General features: G+C 60.1%; 16 protein-coding genes and 1 pseudogene. 7 read left to right on the top strand and 10 right to left on the bottom strand.

The genetic code is table 11. From position 1 onward, the window contains the following. Position 1 precedes the first annotated feature (1 nt). The 3 genes from AC0T4W_RS08015 to msrB form a co-directional block, all read right to left on the bottom strand. Entirely contained in the window at positions 2 to 478 is a 477-nt protein-coding gene (locus tag AC0T4W_RS08015; RefSeq protein WP_476318337.1) for a MarR family winged helix-turn-helix transcriptional regulator, read from the bottom strand. Next, positions 475 to 960, bottom strand: coding sequence for a glutathione peroxidase (locus tag AC0T4W_RS08010; RefSeq protein WP_476318335.1), 486 nt, complete (start codon positions 958 to 960; stop codon positions 475 to 477). The genes AC0T4W_RS08015 and AC0T4W_RS08010 overlap by 4 nt, the downstream gene beginning before the upstream one ends. A gap of 268 nt (positions 961 to 1,228) precedes the next feature. Next, positions 1,229 to 1,624 (bottom strand): peptide-methionine (R)-S-oxide reductase MsrB, encoded by a 396-nt coding sequence (gene msrB, locus AC0T4W_RS08005; protein ID WP_476318333.1) that lies wholly within the window; start codon positions 1,622 to 1,624, stop codon positions 1,229 to 1,231. Positions 1,625 to 1,916: 292 nt separating this feature from the next. On the opposite strand from msrB, the gene AC0T4W_RS08000 reads away from it, so the two are divergent. The 3 genes from AC0T4W_RS08000 to htpX all read left to right on the top strand — a co-directional run bounded on the left by AC0T4W_RS08000 (position 1,917) and on the right by htpX (position 4,717). Beyond that, positions 1,917 to 3,128: a pyridoxal phosphate-dependent aminotransferase gene (locus AC0T4W_RS08000; protein WP_476318331.1), complete on the top strand. Its 1,212-nt coding sequence runs from the start codon at positions 1,917 to 1,919 to the stop codon at positions 3,126 to 3,128. Positions 3,129 to 3,247: 119 nt separating this feature from the next. Next, on the top strand, positions 3,248 to 3,700 hold the full coding sequence (locus AC0T4W_RS07995; RefSeq protein ID WP_476318329.1) for a hypothetical protein: 453 nt from the start codon (positions 3,248 to 3,250) through the stop codon (positions 3,698 to 3,700). A 144-nt stretch (positions 3,701 to 3,844) separates the two neighbouring features. Continuing rightward, positions 3,845 to 4,717: a protease HtpX gene (gene htpX, locus AC0T4W_RS07990; RefSeq protein WP_476318327.1), complete on the top strand. Its 873-nt coding sequence runs from the start codon at positions 3,845 to 3,847 to the stop codon at positions 4,715 to 4,717. Between the two features lie 54 nt (positions 4,718 to 4,771). Here the strand turns inward: htpX and AC0T4W_RS07985 are convergent, their stop codons facing one another. Together AC0T4W_RS07985 and AC0T4W_RS07980 are read right to left on the bottom strand one after the other, a co-directional pair. Then, positions 4,772 to 5,428: a thiopurine S-methyltransferase gene (locus AC0T4W_RS07985; protein ID WP_476318325.1), complete on the bottom strand. Its 657-nt coding sequence runs from the start codon at positions 5,426 to 5,428 to the stop codon at positions 4,772 to 4,774. Positions 5,429 to 5,701: 273 nt separating this feature from the next. Beyond that, positions 5,702 to 7,390, bottom strand: a complete 1,689-nt coding sequence (locus tag AC0T4W_RS07980) for a DEAD/DEAH box helicase (RefSeq protein ID WP_476318323.1) — start codon at positions 7,388 to 7,390, stop codon at positions 5,702 to 5,704. A 364-nt stretch (positions 7,391 to 7,754) separates the two neighbouring features. Between AC0T4W_RS07980 and AC0T4W_RS07975 the strand changes: the two genes are divergently transcribed. Continuing rightward, complete coding sequence (locus AC0T4W_RS07975; RefSeq protein ID WP_476318321.1) at positions 7,755 to 8,546, top strand: crotonase/enoyl-CoA hydratase family protein; 792 nt, start codon at positions 7,755 to 7,757, stop codon at positions 8,544 to 8,546. A gap of 22 nt (positions 8,547 to 8,568) precedes the next feature. Here AC0T4W_RS07975 and AC0T4W_RS07970 read toward each other — a convergent pair whose 3' ends face one another. Then, a complete protein-coding gene (locus AC0T4W_RS07970) occupies positions 8,569 to 9,342 on the bottom strand; it encodes a spermidine synthase (protein WP_476318319.1) in 774 nt (257 codons plus the stop codon). A 233-nt stretch (positions 9,343 to 9,575) separates the two neighbouring features. Between AC0T4W_RS07970 and AC0T4W_RS07965 the strand changes: the two are divergent. Next, a pseudogene (locus tag AC0T4W_RS07965) lies at positions 9,576 to 9,731 on the top strand (bile acid:sodium symporter family protein); the annotation flags it as partial. Positions 9,732 to 9,883: 152 nt separating this feature from the next. Beyond that, positions 9,884 to 11,230 carry a class II 3-deoxy-7-phosphoheptulonate synthase gene (locus AC0T4W_RS07960; protein ID WP_476318317.1) on the top strand — a complete coding sequence of 449 codons (1,347 nt, stop codon included), beginning with the start codon at positions 9,884 to 9,886 and terminating at the stop codon, positions 11,228 to 11,230. 86 nt (positions 11,231 to 11,316) lie between these two features. Here AC0T4W_RS07960 and AC0T4W_RS07955 read toward each other — a convergent pair whose 3' ends face one another. Together AC0T4W_RS07955 and AC0T4W_RS07950 are read right to left on the bottom strand one after the other, a co-directional pair. Beyond that, positions 11,317 to 12,228: a response regulator gene (locus AC0T4W_RS07955; RefSeq protein WP_476318315.1), complete on the bottom strand. Its 912-nt coding sequence runs from the start codon at positions 12,226 to 12,228 to the stop codon at positions 11,317 to 11,319. Between the two features lies 1 nt (position 12,229). Then, positions 12,230 to 13,534, bottom strand: a complete 1,305-nt coding sequence (locus tag AC0T4W_RS07950; RefSeq protein ID WP_476318313.1) for an ATP-binding protein — start codon at positions 13,532 to 13,534, stop codon at positions 12,230 to 12,232. Between the two features lie 184 nt (positions 13,535 to 13,718). On the opposite strand from AC0T4W_RS07950, the gene AC0T4W_RS07945 reads away from it, so the two are divergent. Continuing rightward, positions 13,719 to 13,883, top strand: coding sequence for a DUF2897 family protein (locus AC0T4W_RS07945; RefSeq protein WP_476318311.1), 165 nt, complete (start codon positions 13,719 to 13,721; stop codon positions 13,881 to 13,883). Between the two features lie 61 nt (positions 13,884 to 13,944). On the opposite strand, the gene AC0T4W_RS07940 is transcribed toward AC0T4W_RS07945, so the two are convergent. Both AC0T4W_RS07940 and AC0T4W_RS07935 read right to left on the bottom strand, forming a co-directional pair. Next, positions 13,945 to 14,736, bottom strand: coding sequence for an amino acid ABC transporter substrate-binding protein (locus tag AC0T4W_RS07940; RefSeq protein WP_476318309.1), 792 nt, complete (start codon positions 14,734 to 14,736; stop codon positions 13,945 to 13,947). Positions 14,737 to 14,845: 109 nt separating this feature from the next. After that, on the bottom strand, positions 14,846 to 15,595 hold the full coding sequence (locus tag AC0T4W_RS07935; RefSeq protein WP_476323513.1) for a substrate-binding periplasmic protein: 750 nt from the start codon (positions 15,593 to 15,595) through the stop codon (positions 14,846 to 14,848). Between the last annotated feature and the right edge of the window lie 40 nt (positions 15,596 to 15,635).

Below are 15,635 nucleotides of genomic sequence, written 5' to 3'. Positions count from 1 at the left end.
TTCAGCGGCCTGTTAGCAGCATGAACTGATCAAGCAACACACCCACTTGGCTGCGCAAGGCTGCGGCCTGATCAAGATCAATGTCGCGCTCGCAGAGCAGCTGGCTTTTCAGCGGTAATACTTGCTCACGCAAGGCGCAGCCGGCCGGGGTCAGCGCCAGGTGCACTTCACGCTCATCACTGACCGAACGCTTGCGCTGCAGCAGCCCTTGCAGCTCCAGACGCTTGAGCAGCGGCGTCAGCGTGCCCGAATCGAGCAACAAGCGCTCACCCAAGGCCTTGACCGTCGGCAGCGCTGGCGGTTGCTGCTGCCACTCCCACAGCACCAGCATGGCCAGGTACTGCGGGTAGGTCAGGCCGAGCTGATCAAGCATCGGCTTGTAGGCGCGGATTACCGCCCGTGAAGCAGCGTAGAGCTTGAAGCACAGCTGGTTGTCCAGTTGCAGCTCGTCATCGGCGTGCAGACTGGCCGGGATCATTTCAGCAGCGCTTCGATCTCGGCAGTCAGGTCTTCAGGCTTGGTGGCCGGGGCGAAACGCTTAATCACCGTGCCGTCGGCACTGAGCAAAAACTTGGTGAAGTTCCACTTGATACCCTGGCTGCCGAGCAGGCCCGGCGCGCTCTTCTTCAGATTGACGAACAACGGGTGGGCATCGCTGCCATTCACATCGACCTTCTTGAACAGCGGGAAGCTCACACCGAAATTCAGCTCGCAAAACTCGCTGATCGCGCCCTCATCGCCCGGCTCTTGCTTACCGAACTGGTTGCAGGGGAAGCCCAGCACCACCAGCCCCTTATCCTTGTACTGCTGCCAGACGTTCTCCAAGCCTTTGTACTGCGGGGTGAAACCGCACTTGCTGGCGGTATTAACTACCAGCACGGCCTTGCCGCCGAAATCGGCCAGGGTCTTTTGCTCGCCCTTGATGGTGGTAACCGGAATATCGAAGAGTACGTTGCTCATGCTTGTGGCCCATGGTGAGTTGAGATGCACGAAAGATAGCGAGCAATTAAATTGCATGCAATTTAATTAAGCCAAGATAAACCCCATTGATAGCAGGCCACAGCTCAATCGTGGATGGGTTAGCGATGCATAGCGTCAATTCCCGAAGCGACTGCAATACGTGCGCATCGCGTAACCGATCAAGCAAGCCGATGGGTTACGGCGCTGCATAACACGCACTGACTTACACCCTCCAACATGCACCTAACCCATCGTTTTGCGATTGCCCTTAAGCCTTGGGCACCAGCTTGAGCGATGCCGAGTTGATGCAATAACGTAGCCCCGTCGGCGCTGGCCCATCTGGGAACACATGCCCCAAGTGAGCATCGCACTTGGCACATTTGACTTCGATGCGGTGCATGCCGTGGTTGAAGTCATCCAAGCTGCTGATGGCTTCGCTGCTGACCGGCTGGAAGTAACTGGGCCAGCCGCTGCCGGAGTCGTACTTGGCATCCGAGTCGAACAGCTCGGCCTGACAACAGGCGCAGTGGTAAATACCCGGCACCTTGCTGTCGTGATACGACCCGCTAAAGGCACGCTCGGTGCCGCCCAAACGACATACATGAAACTGCTCCTCAGAAAGCTCTTCGCGCCAGGCTTCCAGGGGTTTTTCCAGCTTGTCCACAGGCAGTTCTCCTTTACATGAAAAAATCGCCGGGAGCGATTTTTAACGTCGCGCAGCGATTGAATGGCATGCCACAAAAACGCCGGGAGCATTTTTGCGCGCAAGCTTCGAAGGGGTGAAGCACATGGATGTGCTGAGCACAAAAAAGCCCGACCAGTACCTTTGCCAAGGTCGGGCTGCCACGTATCATTCGACCCCAGTCTGTCACCGGCGTTACATCCTGCCAAGGCTCGCAAGATCACGCCTTTTTGTAGGGTAATTCAGCGGCGTTCCACCATTCGGGATCACTTACATGCAGTTCAGCAAATCGAACAAGCTTGCCAACGTCTGCTACGACATCCGCGGGCCGGTGCTCAAGCACGCCAAACGCCTGGAAGAGGAAGGCCATCGCATCCTCAAGCTGAACATCGGCAACCCGGCACCGTTCGGTTTCGAAGCCCCTGAAGAAATTTTGCAGGACGTAATCCGCAATCTGCCGACCGCCCAGGGCTACAGCGACTCCAAGGGCCTGTTCAGCGCGCGTAAGGCGGTGATGCAGTACTACCAGCAGAAGCAGGTGGAAGGCGTTGGCATCGAGGACATCTACCTAGGCAACGGCGTCTCCGAGCTGATCGTGATGGCCATGCAGGCGCTGCTCAATAACGGCGATGAAGTGCTGATCCCGGCACCTGATTACCCGCTATGGACTGCCTCGGTAGCGTTGTCCGGCGGCAAGCCGGTGCATTACCTGTGTGATGAGCAGGCCGGCTGGTTCCCCGATATCGCCGACATGCGCGCCAAGATCACCCCCAACACCAAGGCCCTGGTGCTGATCAACCCGAACAACCCCACCGGCGCGGTGTATTCAAAGGAAGTGCTGCTGGACATCGTCGAACTGGCGCGCCAGCACAACCTGGTGCTGTTCTCCGACGAGATCTACGACAAGATCCTCTACGACGAAGCCCAGCATATCTGCACCGCCTCACTGGCGCCGGACGTGCTCTGCCTGACCTTCAACGGCCTATCCAAGAGCTACCGCGTGGCGGGTTTCCGCTCCGGCTGGGTGGCGATTTCCGGGCCCAAGCACCGTGCGCAGAGCTATATCGAAGGTATCGATATCCTCGCCAATATGCGCCTGTGCGCCAACGTGCCGAGCCAGCATGCGATCCAGACCGCCCTCGGCGGCTACCAGAGCATCAATGACCTGGTGCTGCCGCAAGGCCGCCTGCTGGAGCAGCGCAACCGTACCTGGGAGCTGCTCAACGACATCCCCGGGGTCAGCTGCGTCAAACCCATGGGCGCGCTGTATGCCTTTCCCAAGATCGACCCCAAGGTCTGCCCGATCCATAACGATGAGAAGTTCGTTCTCGATCTGCTGCTCTCGGAAAAACTGCTGATCGTGCAAGGCACCGCCTTCAACTGGCCGTGGCCGGATCACTTCCGCGTGGTCACCCTGCCACGGGTGGATGAGCTGGAAATGGCCATCGGCCGCATTGGCAGCTTCCTCAAGACCTACCAACAGTAAACGGAGAACGCCATGAGCCAGGGCAAACGCTACCTGCTGACCGGGGCCAGTTCAGGCATCGGTGCTGCCCTGGCCCGCGAGCTGTCTCACCTTCCGACCTCAGTGATTGGCAAATTCTGATGGACCTGCAGATTGACGACTTCTACAAGGATGCCGCCGCCGGCATGCTGACCCTGTACCAGGCGTTTCCGAGTAAATCAGCGCTGTATGTCGAAGACCTGATCGGCCGCGAAGAACCCGATGAGTTCGGCCTGCCCACGCCACGTCATCAAAGCTGCCTGGGCGCCCTGCTGTGGCTGGCCGAGGAAGGGTATATCCGCTTCGACTCCACCATCGGTTACGACGCCCTCGACCAAGCGGTACTCAGCGAGAAAGGCTTTCTGCGCCTGACTCGCGGCGTGCCTCACGCCTTGTGTGAGGGCGATGCCTTGCCGCCTAGCGTGCGCCGGGTGCATGCCACCCTGGCCTTTCAGTTGCGCGAAGCACTGGGCCAGCGCCATGGCGAACGCGTCGCACGTCTCACCCGCCTGCTGTTCGAAAGCAGCCTCAACGGCGCAAGCGACATAGTTTGAAATAGTCGCCAGGTTGAAGTGCCAGGGGGCGCGCCCTTATATAGCCGTCATAACCAACAGTGGACGTTGAAAACCAGGCGAAGCAGCCAGAACAGGGTTTTCAGCGGCCTGATAGATGTTTCCCGTGAGGAGTCTCAATACACCATGATGCGCATTATGCTGTTCCTGGCCACCAACGTTGCGGTGTTGATCATCGCCAGCATCACCCTGAAGTTGCTCGGGGTCGACCGCTTTACCGGCCAGAACTATGGCAGCCTGCTGGTTTTCTGCGCCGTGTTCGGTTTCGCCGGTTCGCTGATTTCGCTATTCCTGTCCAAGTGGATGGCGAAGATGAGCACCAAGACCGAAATCATCACTCAACCGCGCACCCGCCACGAACAGTGGCTGCTACAGACCGTGGAAGAGCTGTCCCGCGAAGCCGGGATCAAGATGCCAGAAGTGGGTATCTTCCCGGCGTATGAATCCAACGCATTTGCCACCGGCTGGAACAAGAACGACGCATTGGTAGCCGTCAGCCAGGGCCTGCTGGAGCGTTTCTCGCCCGACGAAGTGCGCGCCGTGCTGGCCCACGAAATCGGCCACGTGGCCAACGGCGACATGGTCACCCTGGCGCTGATCCAGGGTGTGGTGAACACCTTCGTGATGTTCTTCGCACGGATCTTCGGCAACTTCGTCGACAAGGTCATCCTCAAGAACGAAGACGGCCCAGGCATCGGTTACTTCGTTGCAACCATCTTCGCCGAGCTTGTTCTAGGGATACTGGCCAGTATCATCGTCATGTGGTTTTCGCGTAAGCGCGAATTCAAGGCTGACGAAGCCGGCGCCCGCCTGGCCGGCACCGGCGCGATGATCGCCGCCCTGCAGCGACTGCGCGCCGAGCAGGAAGTACCCGTCACCATGCCCAATAGCCTAACCGCCTTTGGCATCAACGGCGGCCTGAAAAGCGGCCTGGCTGGCCTGCTGATAACCCACCCGCCGCTGGAAGTACGTATCGAAGCTCTGCGTCAGCGCGGCTAAGCACGGTGAAAGATAAAAGGGCGACCCCAGGGTCGCCCTTTTTCTATCCGCGCTTTACTGCTTGCGCAATCGGTACACCCGCTCATCCAAGCGCTCAAGGCCGCGTTTAAGAAACCTCCAGTTGTCACCCAGCACATCACCGCACGCCAACTCCTCTACCTGCCAGCAGGGCGTAAACAGCCGCTGCACTTCCTCATCCGCCACAGCGAAAGGCGGGCCGTCCATCTGCGTTTGGTCATAGTCCAAGCTCACCAGTAACCCCTGGCAGCCACTGGGCAAAATCTGCGTCAGGTGCACCACATAACGAGCGCGCATCTCGGGCGGCAATGCAATCAGTGCGGCGCGGTCATACAGCGCAGTACAGCCGGCAAGCTGCTGCGCCGTCAGGGCAAAGAAATCACCGCAGTAGATCTCCACAGTGCCAGCCCGATAAAGCCTGAAAGCACCCACTTCGCTGACCACCGGCTGCAGCCCATGCTCAACGAAGAAGTCCTCCACCGCACGCTGCGCCAGCTCCACACCAACCACCTGATAGCCCTGCCCCGCCAACCAGATCAGGTCCAGACTTTTGCCACACAGCGGCACCAGCACCCGCGCACCTTCCGGCAAATCCAACGTCGGCCAGTACTGCTGCAGATAGGGATTGACCTCAGGCAGATGAAAGCCGATTTCACTGCGCGCCCAACGCGCTTGCCAGAATTCTGCGTGCATAGCGCCTCCTGTAAATATTCAGCTGAAGATCCTGCCGCAACGCAGCCAATAAGGCCAAGAGATTCCGCCTGCATAACCCCATCTATCAAAACGATAAGAGCCTGTTTAGCTCCCACGCCTCCTCTCCACACTCGGTCACCCTAATGCAGTTGCGCTTCACTTCGTTCGCTGTGGCCAGCTTACGGCGGGACTTTCACCCACAAGATTGCGCCCATTCTGGGCGCACATAAAAAAGCCCCGCACTTGGCGGGGCTCCTTTGATTCAGCGAAGGATCAATCTTCGCGATAACGACGCAGCTTCAGCGGCTTGCCACCGACGCGGGTGTCTTTCAGCTTGGTCAGCAGACGCTCGAGGCCTTCTTCCGGCAGCTCGACCAGGCTGAAGCTTTCGCGCACCTGAATGCGGCCGATATCTTCACGGACCAGGCCGCCTTCATTGAGGATGGCACCGAGCAGGTTCTTCGCGGCGATACCGTCGCGAGCGCCCAAGGCGGTACGGCAACGCGCTTTGCCTTCACTCAACGGCACTGGCGCACGACGCTCACGGCTGCCGTCGCGATCAGGACGCTCGCCACGATCACTACGCTCGCTGCGCTCACGCGGAGCACTGCTGCCGCCACCCGGAACCAGCGGCTGGTCACGCTCAACTTCAGCCAGGGTCAGCGCTTGGCCATTGGTGGCCTTGCGCAGCAGGGCTGCGGCCAAGGCGCGCGGGCTGCAACCGATGTCAGCAGTCAGGCGATCAAGCAGTTCACCGTGACTGGCTTCGGCATCGGCAACCAGCGGAGCCAGGCTGTTGGTGAGTTTCTTGATACGTGCGTCCAGCACCTGCTTGGCGTCTGGCAGCTTGACTTCGCCAACCTTCTGCCCAGTCACACGCTCGATCACTTGCAGCATGCGGCGCTCACGCGGCGTCACCAGCAGCAAAGCACGACCGGTACGACCAGCACGGCCAGTACGGCCGATACGGTGCACGTAGGATTCTGGGTCGTAGGGCATATCCACGTTCATTACGTGGGTGATGCGCGGTACGTCGAGGCCGCGAGCGGCAACGTCGGTGGCGATGACGATGTCCAGACGGCCATCTTTCAGCGAGTCGATCACGCGCTCACGCTGGTTCTGGGCGATGTCACCGTTCAGCGCAGCAGCCTTGTAACCCTTGGCTTCCAGCGCGGCGGCCAGATCCAGGGTGGCTTGCTTGGTGCGCACGAAACCAATCAAAGCGTCGAACTCTTCAACTTCCAGCAGACGCAGTACAGCGGCGTGCTTCTGGTCGGCGTGAACCATCAGATGCACCTGCTCGATGGCAGTTACGGTCTGGGTCTTGGTTTCGATCTTGACGTGCTTGGGGTCACGCAGGTGTTTTTCGGCGATGGCGCGGATCGAGTGCGGCAGCGTGGCGGAGAACAGCACAGTCTGACGGCTTTCCGGCATGGCCTTGAAGATCACTTCGAGGTCATCCATAAAGCCCAGCTTGAGCATCTCGTCGGCTTCGTCGAGAACCAGGTGCTGAATGGTCGACAGCACTTTCTCGTCGCGGCGCAGGTGGTCAACCAGACGACCTGGAGTGGCCACAACAATCTGTGCGCCATTGCGGATGGCCTTGAGCTGCGGGCCCATCGGTGCGCCGCCGTAAACGGCGATAACGTTTACGCCTGGCATTTGCTTGGCGTAAGTCTCAAAAGCGGTGGCAACCTGCAGCGCCAGCTCACGGGTCGGTGCCAGGATCAGCGCTTGTGGCTGACGCTTGGCCGGGTCGATGCGGCTGAGGATTGGCAGGGCGAAGGCAGCGGTTTTACCGGTGCCGGTCTGCGCCTGGCCGATCATGTCGTGGCCAGCGAGAATTACTGGAATCGCTTGAATCTGAATAGCCGAAGGCTCTTCATAGCCAGTGGCGATTACCGCTGCAAGAACATTGGGATGTAGATCGAGAGCGGCGAAGCCGCCGATTTCCTGGGTCATGGGTCTGCCTCTAGTGCATCCGCAAAGACCCATGTTCCAAAGCTGCGCATGCCGTGTAAAACCCGAGAGTTACCCTGGCAGCCATGTCGGCGGGGATTTGCGAAAACGTGTGATAAATGAATCGTCAAGGATAGTCCGCAAAACGGACTAACTGCCAAAGTTAACCTTCGGGCGAGTTGTACTACCTGAACGTGGCCATGAATTGACCGGCGCGCACTATACCGGAAAACCTGGCCAAATGTACTGGTTTCTCCTGAAATAGAGCATATACCGCGCCGGATAGTCATCCTCTGGTAGCCTGCAGCTGCCATGCTGTAACGGCTTCAGCCCCAGTTCACTAACCTGCGCATAAGGACTCCCCGCCATGACCCAAAGCATCAGCGGCTGCGTCAGCCGTGAAAAACGCGGCCAGATCATGTTGATCGGCCTGGACCGAGCGAGCAAACGCAACGCCTTCGACATGGCCATGCTCGACGACATGTGCCTGGCCTACGGCGAGTTCGAGCGCGACAGCGAGGCGCGGGTGGCGTTGGTATTTGCCCATGGCGAACACTTCACCGCCGGGCTGGACCTGGCCAATGTGGCGGCGCAGTTTGCCGCTGGCTGGCAGATTCCCGAGGGCGGCTGCGACCCCTGGGGTGTATTCGGCGGGCCGCGAGTGAGCAAGCCGGTGATCGTCGCCGCGCAAGGCTACTGCTACACCATCGGCATTGAGCTGATGCTGGCCTCGGACATCAACCTGTGCGCCAGCAATACCCGCTTTGCGCAGATGGAAGTGCAACGCGGGATCTTCCCCTTCGGCGGCGCCACCCTACGCATGCACCAGACTGCTGGCTGGGGCAATGCCATGCGCTGGCTGCTGACCGGCGATGAGTTCGATGCTCACGAAGCCTATCGCCTGGGCTTTATCCAGGAGGTTGTGGCCAGCGAAGAACTGCTGCCCAAGGCGCTGTGGCTCGCCGAACGCATTGCCGCACAGGCCCCACTGGGCGTGCAAGCCACCCTGGCCTCAGCCCGCCAAGCCGTGATCGAAGGCCCGACCGCCGCAGCCGCCAGTCTGCACCCCACTGTTACCCGGCTGATGGCCAGCGAAGATGCCCAAGAAGGCGTCAAAGCCATGCTGGAACGCCGGCCGGGCGACTTTAAAGGACGTTGAGCCTAATGATCCGGCGACTTGATCAGGTCGCCGGACGCACCGCCTTAATCAACGACTCCAGCGAATAACCGAACTGCGGCGCCAGCAGCGCATTGCGGCGGCGCAGCTCGTTAAAGTCGATCTCCTGCTCCAGATCCGCCGGCACCAGCAGCACCACATTGCCCTCTTTCACCGGGCACTCCCAGTAATGCCGATGGTAGAGCCCGCGCAGCAGCGGAGCGCCTAGCGGCTTGCCGTCGTTGCCAGCCCACTGGTTGATAATCAGCCAGCCGCCAGGGTTGAGCTGCTTCTGGCAGTTTTCCAGAAAGCGCCAGGCCAAGTGCCCGGTCGCCGGCCCGTGATCGGTATAGAGGTCGACAAACAGCAGGTCTGTCTTTTCCGCGCTTTCCAGCAGCTCCAGCGCATCGCCGATGCGGATGGTCAGGCGCGGATCATCGACCAGGCCCATATGCTCCATGGCCAAGCGCGGCACATCGGCGCGCAGCTCAATCACTTCGACATCATCCAGCGGCAGAAACTTCAGGCAGGCCTGGGTCAGGTTGCCGGCGCCGAGACCGAGAAACAACGCGCTTTCCGGGTGCTCATGGCACAACGCGCCAAGCAGCATGGCGCGGGTGTAGTCGTACTCCAGCCAGCTGGGGTCTGGCATATACACGCAGCTCTGCTCAATCGCCTCGCCGAATTCGAGAAAGCGGTAAGCACCCATTTCGACGACCTGAATCACCCCGAAGGCATCGTGCACTTCGGCGATCAACAGCGGGTCCGGCATCTGACCGACCGGGGGTAAACCTGGCATCACCACTCTCCACCGTGACATCCCCGACCATTTCGGCCAGAGCAAAGGCGCTAATTGTCATTGAGGCACCCTCCCCTGGTCACGCGATAATTTGCCGCAGCCGGAGCGCCGGGTTCGTCGTTATGCGGCGACAACAATAAAAACAAATATCGAGGTTTGCCATGTACGCCATTATCGGTGCCGGCCCCATGGGGCTGTGCACAGTTCGCCAATTGCACAAGCACGGCATCGACTTCTTCCCCCAGGCCAGCGGCATGTTGCTGATCGCCGCGTTCTGGGGCTGCTGGCATTTGGTCAGCGGTCTGACGCTGGCCTTTATCTGGTCACGCAGACCACCCGCAAGCCTGCCGCTGGCAACTGCGGCCCGGGCCAACGCTGGAGAAGAATAATGCCTACCTTATTGATTACCGGGGCTGCCAGCGGCCTGCTGTAGGCCGGTTAAGCATTTATGCAGCGGCTCTATCGCGCCTATCGGCTTGCCGGTCATGGCTTATCGGTTACCATGCCAGTCCGCCTAAATTGACTGAAGCCGAGAGCCACAATGTCGCAACCCTGGAGCCCTGAAAGCTGGAGAGCCAAGCCGATCCAGCAACAACCGCAATACCCGAACGCCGCGCAGCTGGCCCAGGTCGAGCAGACCCTGGCCGGTTATCCGCCGCTGGTGTTTGCCGGTGAAGCCCGCGAACTGCGCCGCCAGTTTGCCGAGGTGACCCAGGGTCGTGCGTTTCTCCTGCAGGGTGGCGATTGCGCCGAGAGCTTCGCCGAGTTCAGCGCGGCGAAGATCCGCGACACCTTCAAGGTACTGCTGCAGATGGCCATCGTCATGACCTTCGCTGCCGGTTGCCCGGTGGTCAAAGTCGGGCGCATGGCCGGCCAGTTTGCCAAACCGCGCTCGGCCAATGATGAAACCATCGACGGCGTAACCCTGCCCGCCTACCGCGGCGATATCGTCAACGGCATCGGCTTCGACTCTGCCAGCCGCGTGCCGGACCCAGAACGTTTGTTGCAGGCCTACCACCAGTCCACCGCCAGCCTCAACCTGTTGCGCGCCTTTGCCCAGGGCGGCTTTGCCGACCTGCATCAGGTACACCAGTGGAATCTCGACTTTATCGCCAACTCGGCGCTGGGCGAGAAGTACAGTCAATTGGCCGGGCGCATCGACGAAACCCTGGCCTTTATGCGCGCCTGCGGCATGGACGGCTCCTCGCACGTGCGTGAGACCAGCTTCTTCACTGCCCATGAGGCGTTGCTGCTCAACTACGAACAAGCTTTCGTGCGGCGCGACAGCCTGACCGGCGGCGACTACGCCTGTTCCGCGCATATGCTGTGGATCGGCGACCGTACCCGCCAGCTCGACGGCGCCCATGTCGAGTTCTTGCGCGGTGTCGGCAACCCGATTGGGGTGAAAGTCGGCCCGAGCATGGACAGCGAAGAGCTGATCCGCCTAATCGATATCCTTAACCCGGACAACGATCCGGGCCGCCTTAACCTGATCGTGCGCATGGGCGCCGATAAGGTCGAGGTCGGCCTGCCGCGCCTGATCCAGACCGTACAGCGTGAAGGTCGCCAAGTGCTGTGGAGCAGTGACCCGATGCATGGCAACACCATCAAGGCCAGTAGCGGCTACAAGACCCGCGACTTTGCGCAGATCCTCGCCGAAGTGAAGCAGTTTTTCGCCGTGCACCAGGCCGAGGGCAGCTACGCCGGCGGTATCCATATCGAGATGACAGGGCAGAACGTCACCGAATGCATCGGTGGCGCGCGGCCGATCACCGAAGACGGCCTGTCGGATCGCTATCACACCCACTGCGACCCCCGGATGAACGCCGACCAGTCGCTGGAGCTGGCCTTCCTAATCGCAGAAACCCTTAAGCAGGTACGGCGCTAACGGCAGTTTTTCGCGGGCATGGCCCGCTCCTACACCCCGCAAAGGTTGTAGGAGCGGGCCATGCCCGCGATCAATCCCTGATCCGATCAGGCGATCAAACGCTCACGCAAACGCCCGAGCATGCCCAGCAAACTGCCAACCTTCTCCCGATCACGCTCTTCGCGCGGCTGCTGCGCCAGGCGAGTGACCACTTGCGCCGGCTGCGCACGCCACAGCTGCGCCTGCTCGGCCGCTGCCAGCAAACCTTTGTCGAACAGCCCGCGACGAATCGGCTTGGGCAGGTAACGGAAAATCTGCGCCTCGTTGATCAGTTTAAGCAGCGCCTGGGTATCACAGAACGGCGTGACCACCAGGCTGAGTAAACGCGGATGAGCCTGGGCCAGGCTTTTCAGCAGCGGCGCGGTGTCTTCCCCAGCCACGTGCAGGTCACTGACCAGCAGATCAATCGGCTGGCTGTTGAGCAGCGCTACGGCCTCATTCAGCGATGAAGCGCGCAACAAGCGATGGCCGCCGGTCACGCAGAACTCGGCTACCACAGCCAGAGTCGGTGCATCCTCATCCAAGAGCAGTACATTGAGCGCAGCCTGCGGTATGACTGTTGGCACTTTCGGCACCTGCAACTGACGTGCGGCAATCTGCGCCGCCTGGCGCAGGGTGAAGGCCATTTCCTGCTGGTCCCAGGGCTTGGTCAGGTAACGGAAGATACCGCCGCTGTTGAGCGCATCCACGGCGGCATCCAGATCGCTGTAGCCGGTCAACAGAATGCGCAGGGTATCGGGGGCAATCTGCCGCGCCTGGGCCAGCAGCTCGGCGCCGCTCATCTGGGGCATGCGCTGGTCGCTGACGATAATCTGCACATGCTCGCTTTTCAGACGCTCCAGGGCGCGACGCGGATCGGTCTCGGTCAGCACCTGGTACTCGCGGCGGAACTGCAGGGCCAGGCTGCGCAGGATGCGCTCTTCATCGTCGACAAACAGAATACGAATTGGCTCGCTCATATCAGGCACTCCGTTGTAATGGCAGCGCCTGCGGGCGCGGCAGGCGAATCAGAAAGCGTGTGCCGCGCCCAGGCTCGGATGCCGCGCGAATCTGCCCGCCGTGGTCCTGGATGATCTTGTAGCTGATCGACAACCCCAGCCCGGTGCCCTGACCCACCGGCTTGGTGGTGAAAAACGGATCAAAGATGCGCGCCAGCACCTCAGGCGGCATGCCGCGCCCGGAGTCCTGCACAGAAACAAACACGGCGCTGTCATCGGCCCAGGTTTTCACCAGGATCTGACCAAAACCGTCGATGGCCTGGGCGGCATTGTTAAGCAGGTTGAGGAGCACCTGGTTGATCTGCGACGGCGCACAGGGAATGCGCGGCAACTCGCCGAGCTGCAGGATGGTTTCGGCTTTGTCCTTGATGCCGTTGCGGGCGATCACCAGGGCGCTGCGGATGCACTCATTGAGGTCGACCTCTTCGCTCATGGCGCGGTCCAGACGGGCAAAGTTCTTAAGTCCGACCACCAGCTCGGCAATCTGCTCCAGGCCATAGAGGGTATCGCTGAACAGCTGGGTAAGGTCTTCCACCAGCAGTTCCGGCGCGGCGTGGGCGCGAGCCTCGGCAGCCGATTCCAGGGCCGTGGTCAGGCGCGCCTCATCACAAGCCGGGTCGTTCAGGCAGTCGGCCAATGTCGCCTGCGTCTCGGCCAGCTCGAACAGCGGCGCACTGAGCTCACGCAGCAGCTGCACGTTGTTTTTCACATAACCCAGCGGGGTGTTCAGCTCGTGGGCGACGCCAGCGACCATCTGCCCCAGTGACGCCATTTTCTCTGACTGCACCAGCTGGGTCTGCGATTCCTTAAGCTCAACCAGCGCCTTGCGCAGCACCAGATTGCGCTGAGCGATGCGCGCCTCCATGGCCTTGAGCAGATCAAGCACGGTGCCCAGGCCGCGATACAGGCCCTGGGCGTCGACCAGGATAAAGTCCTCAGTGATCGGGTATTGCAGCTGCCCGGTGATCTGCTTGGCTGCGTCTTCCAGGCTGGTGTCTAGGCTGACCATCAGCGGCGCCGGGTTCATTACTTCTTGCACTGCATGGCGGCCGCGCAAGTCGCGGCCGAAACGCTGCATAAAGATGTCCTGCAAGGTGCTGCGGCTGACCAGACCCAGTGGCCTGCCGGCGCTATCGACAATCGGCAGCGAGAGAAAAGCCTTGTGCTCGGGCGTCAGCAGGCGATCCGCCACATCGGCGATGCTCATATCCGCAGCCAACGGCGTAACCGGCTTGAGCAAGCGCGTGAGCGCGCTGGCAGTGGTCATGGGCAAACTCCCTGTGCGTTGGAAAGCCGCCATTCAACCAGCGTCAAGTTGCTGCCGTGTGACAGTCGTCACACGCACTTATTCCCGGCCAGAACGACGCGCTATTCACATCAGAGCATTGTTGCCGTTCTCTTGCTGGTCTACGCGCGCTATGGTGGGCGCTCAACTCTACAAGGACGGCTTTATGACCTGGTATATCTGGCTATTGATGCTTCTGGTTCTGGGCTCCATCGTCGGTGGCCTCATGCTGCTGCGCAGCAGCAAACAACCACCGCTCAGCGAAGAGCAGTTGGAGAAGATCCGCCTACGCCAGCTTGAGCAAGAAGCCAAGGACGCTCGCGAGCCTTAATCACCAACGAGAGGAATGTACCGTTGCTTAGATTGACGCCGGGTTGAGCGGTATGGCGCGGTCAATCTGTTGTGCGTTTTGCGCGTGTTGCTATTGAGCTATCCGCTGCGCGTGGCATGACGGCAACCTGATAGCGGCTGAAAATCTTCTCCAGCTGACCGTTATCGCGCAGCGTTTCATACAGCGCCATAAACTGTTCAGGCGTGATCGGCGCCTGCGGGCGCAACAGCACGTGATGGCGATAATGCTGATCGACACGTTCGGATATCAGCAGCTGCCCAGCATATTGCCGGTTGCGTTCAAGGAAGTCGCCAATATAGGAACGCGTTACCAAGGCGATTTCCGCTCGCCGGTGTAGCACCATCAGCAGATTGCTTTCGTGGGAATGGGTCAAGGTGGCGTTGAAGGTTTTACTCAGGTATTCCGGCTCGGCATTGAAGCCGGCAAAGGCATAGTGATAACCATGATAGAGCGCCAAACGCTTGCCCTCGAGCGACTCGAAATAGCCTTGATCACGGCCTGGCTCAGCACGGGCGACAAAGACTTCTGAGTCTTCCAGCTGCATATCCAGAGCCACGTGTTCAATACCCTGCCAGCCCCAGCCTGGGTTCTCGAAAATCGCCAGGTCGATACGCTGCTGCTCAAAGTCGCGAAAACGACGCTTTACCGAGGTTGGCACCATAACGAAGCGGTAGTCTGTCTGGGTATGGTTCAGCGCCGCTACCAGCTCATCAAGCAAACCAATGGCCTGGGGTTGCTCGATTTTGAACACATAGGGCGGAAAATACACGGCGGCCACACGCACGTCCTGCGCGGCCATAAGTGGCCCGGCCAGCAGCAACGCCAGTCCCATGCCGGAAAATCTGCTTACCCCACGCCTGAAGGACCCCATTTGACTTCGACTTCCCTATTTTCGAATAACTGCAGCCTAACCCAGACAAATCTGACCGAACAGAGCATTTTCAGTCATTTATCAACACCGATGCATCGCGCAAGTGATAGCGCCCAAGCAATTTATCCAACTGCTTATCGCGATTGAGCTGCTTAAGCAGCTCGGCAAAAACCTGTGGCTGCATCGCCGCCTCTGGGCGAAACAGCGCTTGATGCTGGTAAACCTGGTCGACCCGCAGGGACTCCAGCAAGGCGCTGCTCTGTTCCGGGTAGCGCTGCTGGTAGGCGCGCAGGTAAGAGCGGGTGACCACGGCAACATCGGCCCGCCCGCGCAGCAGCATGATCAGGTTGCTGTCGTGGGAATAGGTCAGCACCGCGTTGAATCTATCGGCAAGAAACTGCTTGTCCGAATTAAATCCGGCAAAGCCGTAGTGATAGCCGCTGTACAGGGCCATGCGCTTGCCTTCAAGCGAGTCGAAATAGCGCTCATCACGTCCCTGCTGCATGCGTGCGACATAGACTTCTGCATCTTCGATGTGCAGATCCAGCGCGGTATGCGCAGTGCCCTGCCAGCCCCAAGCCGGAGATTCGAATAGAATCAGATCGAAGCGACCGCTTTGCAGGTCGCGGTAACGGCGCATGGCGGAGGTGGCGACCAGGGTAAAACGGTAGTCGCTTTGCAACTGATTGAGCGCTTGCAACAACTCCGATAGCAGGCCACCAGGGCGCTCACTTTCCGGTTTAATCACATAGGGCGGGAAATGGTAGGCCCCCACTCGCACCTCTTCCGCAGCCTGCGCAGCGCACGCCGCACAAAGCATCAACCCGAGCAGCAAACCTCGCACCAACGTGACCAAACGG

It is taken from the genome of Pseudomonas sp. C7.1, assembly GCF_056312395.1.
The sequence above is the reverse complement of the archived record's forward strand: the minus strand, read 5'-3'. Positions and strand labels throughout refer to the sequence as shown.

Excerpts from the sequence above, each read along its gene's own strand:
- AC0T4W_RS08015 (WP_476318337.1), bottom strand. The coding sequence starts at position 478 with ATGATCCCGGCCAGTCTGCACGCCGATGACGAGCTGCAACTGGACAAC.
- AC0T4W_RS08010 (WP_476318335.1), bottom strand. The coding sequence starts at position 960 with ATGAGCAACGTACTCTTCGATATTCCGGTTACCACCATCAAGGGCGAG.
- AC0T4W_RS08000 (WP_476318331.1), top strand. The coding sequence starts at position 1,917 with ATGCAGTTCAGCAAATCGAACAAGCTTGCCAACGTCTGCTACGACATC.
- AC0T4W_RS07995 (WP_476318329.1), top strand. The coding sequence starts at position 3,248 with ATGGACCTGCAGATTGACGACTTCTACAAGGATGCCGCCGCCGGCATG.
- htpX (WP_476318327.1), top strand. The coding sequence starts at position 3,845 with ATGATGCGCATTATGCTGTTCCTGGCCACCAACGTTGCGGTGTTGATC.
- AC0T4W_RS07985 (WP_476318325.1), bottom strand. The coding sequence starts at position 5,428 with ATGCACGCAGAATTCTGGCAAGCGCGTTGGGCGCGCAGTGAAATCGGC.
- AC0T4W_RS07980 (WP_476318323.1), bottom strand. The coding sequence starts at position 7,390 with ATGACCCAGGAAATCGGCGGCTTCGCCGCTCTCGATCTACATCCCAAT.
- AC0T4W_RS07975 (WP_476318321.1), top strand. The coding sequence starts at position 7,755 with ATGACCCAAAGCATCAGCGGCTGCGTCAGCCGTGAAAAACGCGGCCAG.
- AC0T4W_RS07970 (WP_476318319.1), bottom strand. The coding sequence starts at position 9,342 with ATGCCAGGTTTACCCCCGGTCGGTCAGATGCCGGACCCGCTGTTGATC.
- AC0T4W_RS07960 (WP_476318317.1), top strand. The coding sequence starts at position 9,884 with ATGTCGCAACCCTGGAGCCCTGAAAGCTGGAGAGCCAAGCCGATCCAG.
- AC0T4W_RS07955 (WP_476318315.1), bottom strand. The coding sequence starts at position 12,228 with ATGAGCGAGCCAATTCGTATTCTGTTTGTCGACGATGAAGAGCGCATC.
- AC0T4W_RS07950 (WP_476318313.1), bottom strand. The coding sequence starts at position 13,534 with ATGACCACTGCCAGCGCGCTCACGCGCTTGCTCAAGCCGGTTACGCCG.
- AC0T4W_RS07945 (WP_476318311.1), top strand. The coding sequence starts at position 13,719 with ATGACCTGGTATATCTGGCTATTGATGCTTCTGGTTCTGGGCTCCATC.
- AC0T4W_RS07940 (WP_476318309.1), bottom strand. The coding sequence starts at position 14,736 with ATGGGACTGGCGTTGCTGCTGGCCGGGCCACTTATGGCCGCGCAGGAC.
- AC0T4W_RS07935 (WP_476323513.1), bottom strand. The coding sequence starts at position 15,595 with ATGCTTTGTGCGGCGTGCGCTGCGCAGGCTGCGGAAGAGGTGCGAGTG.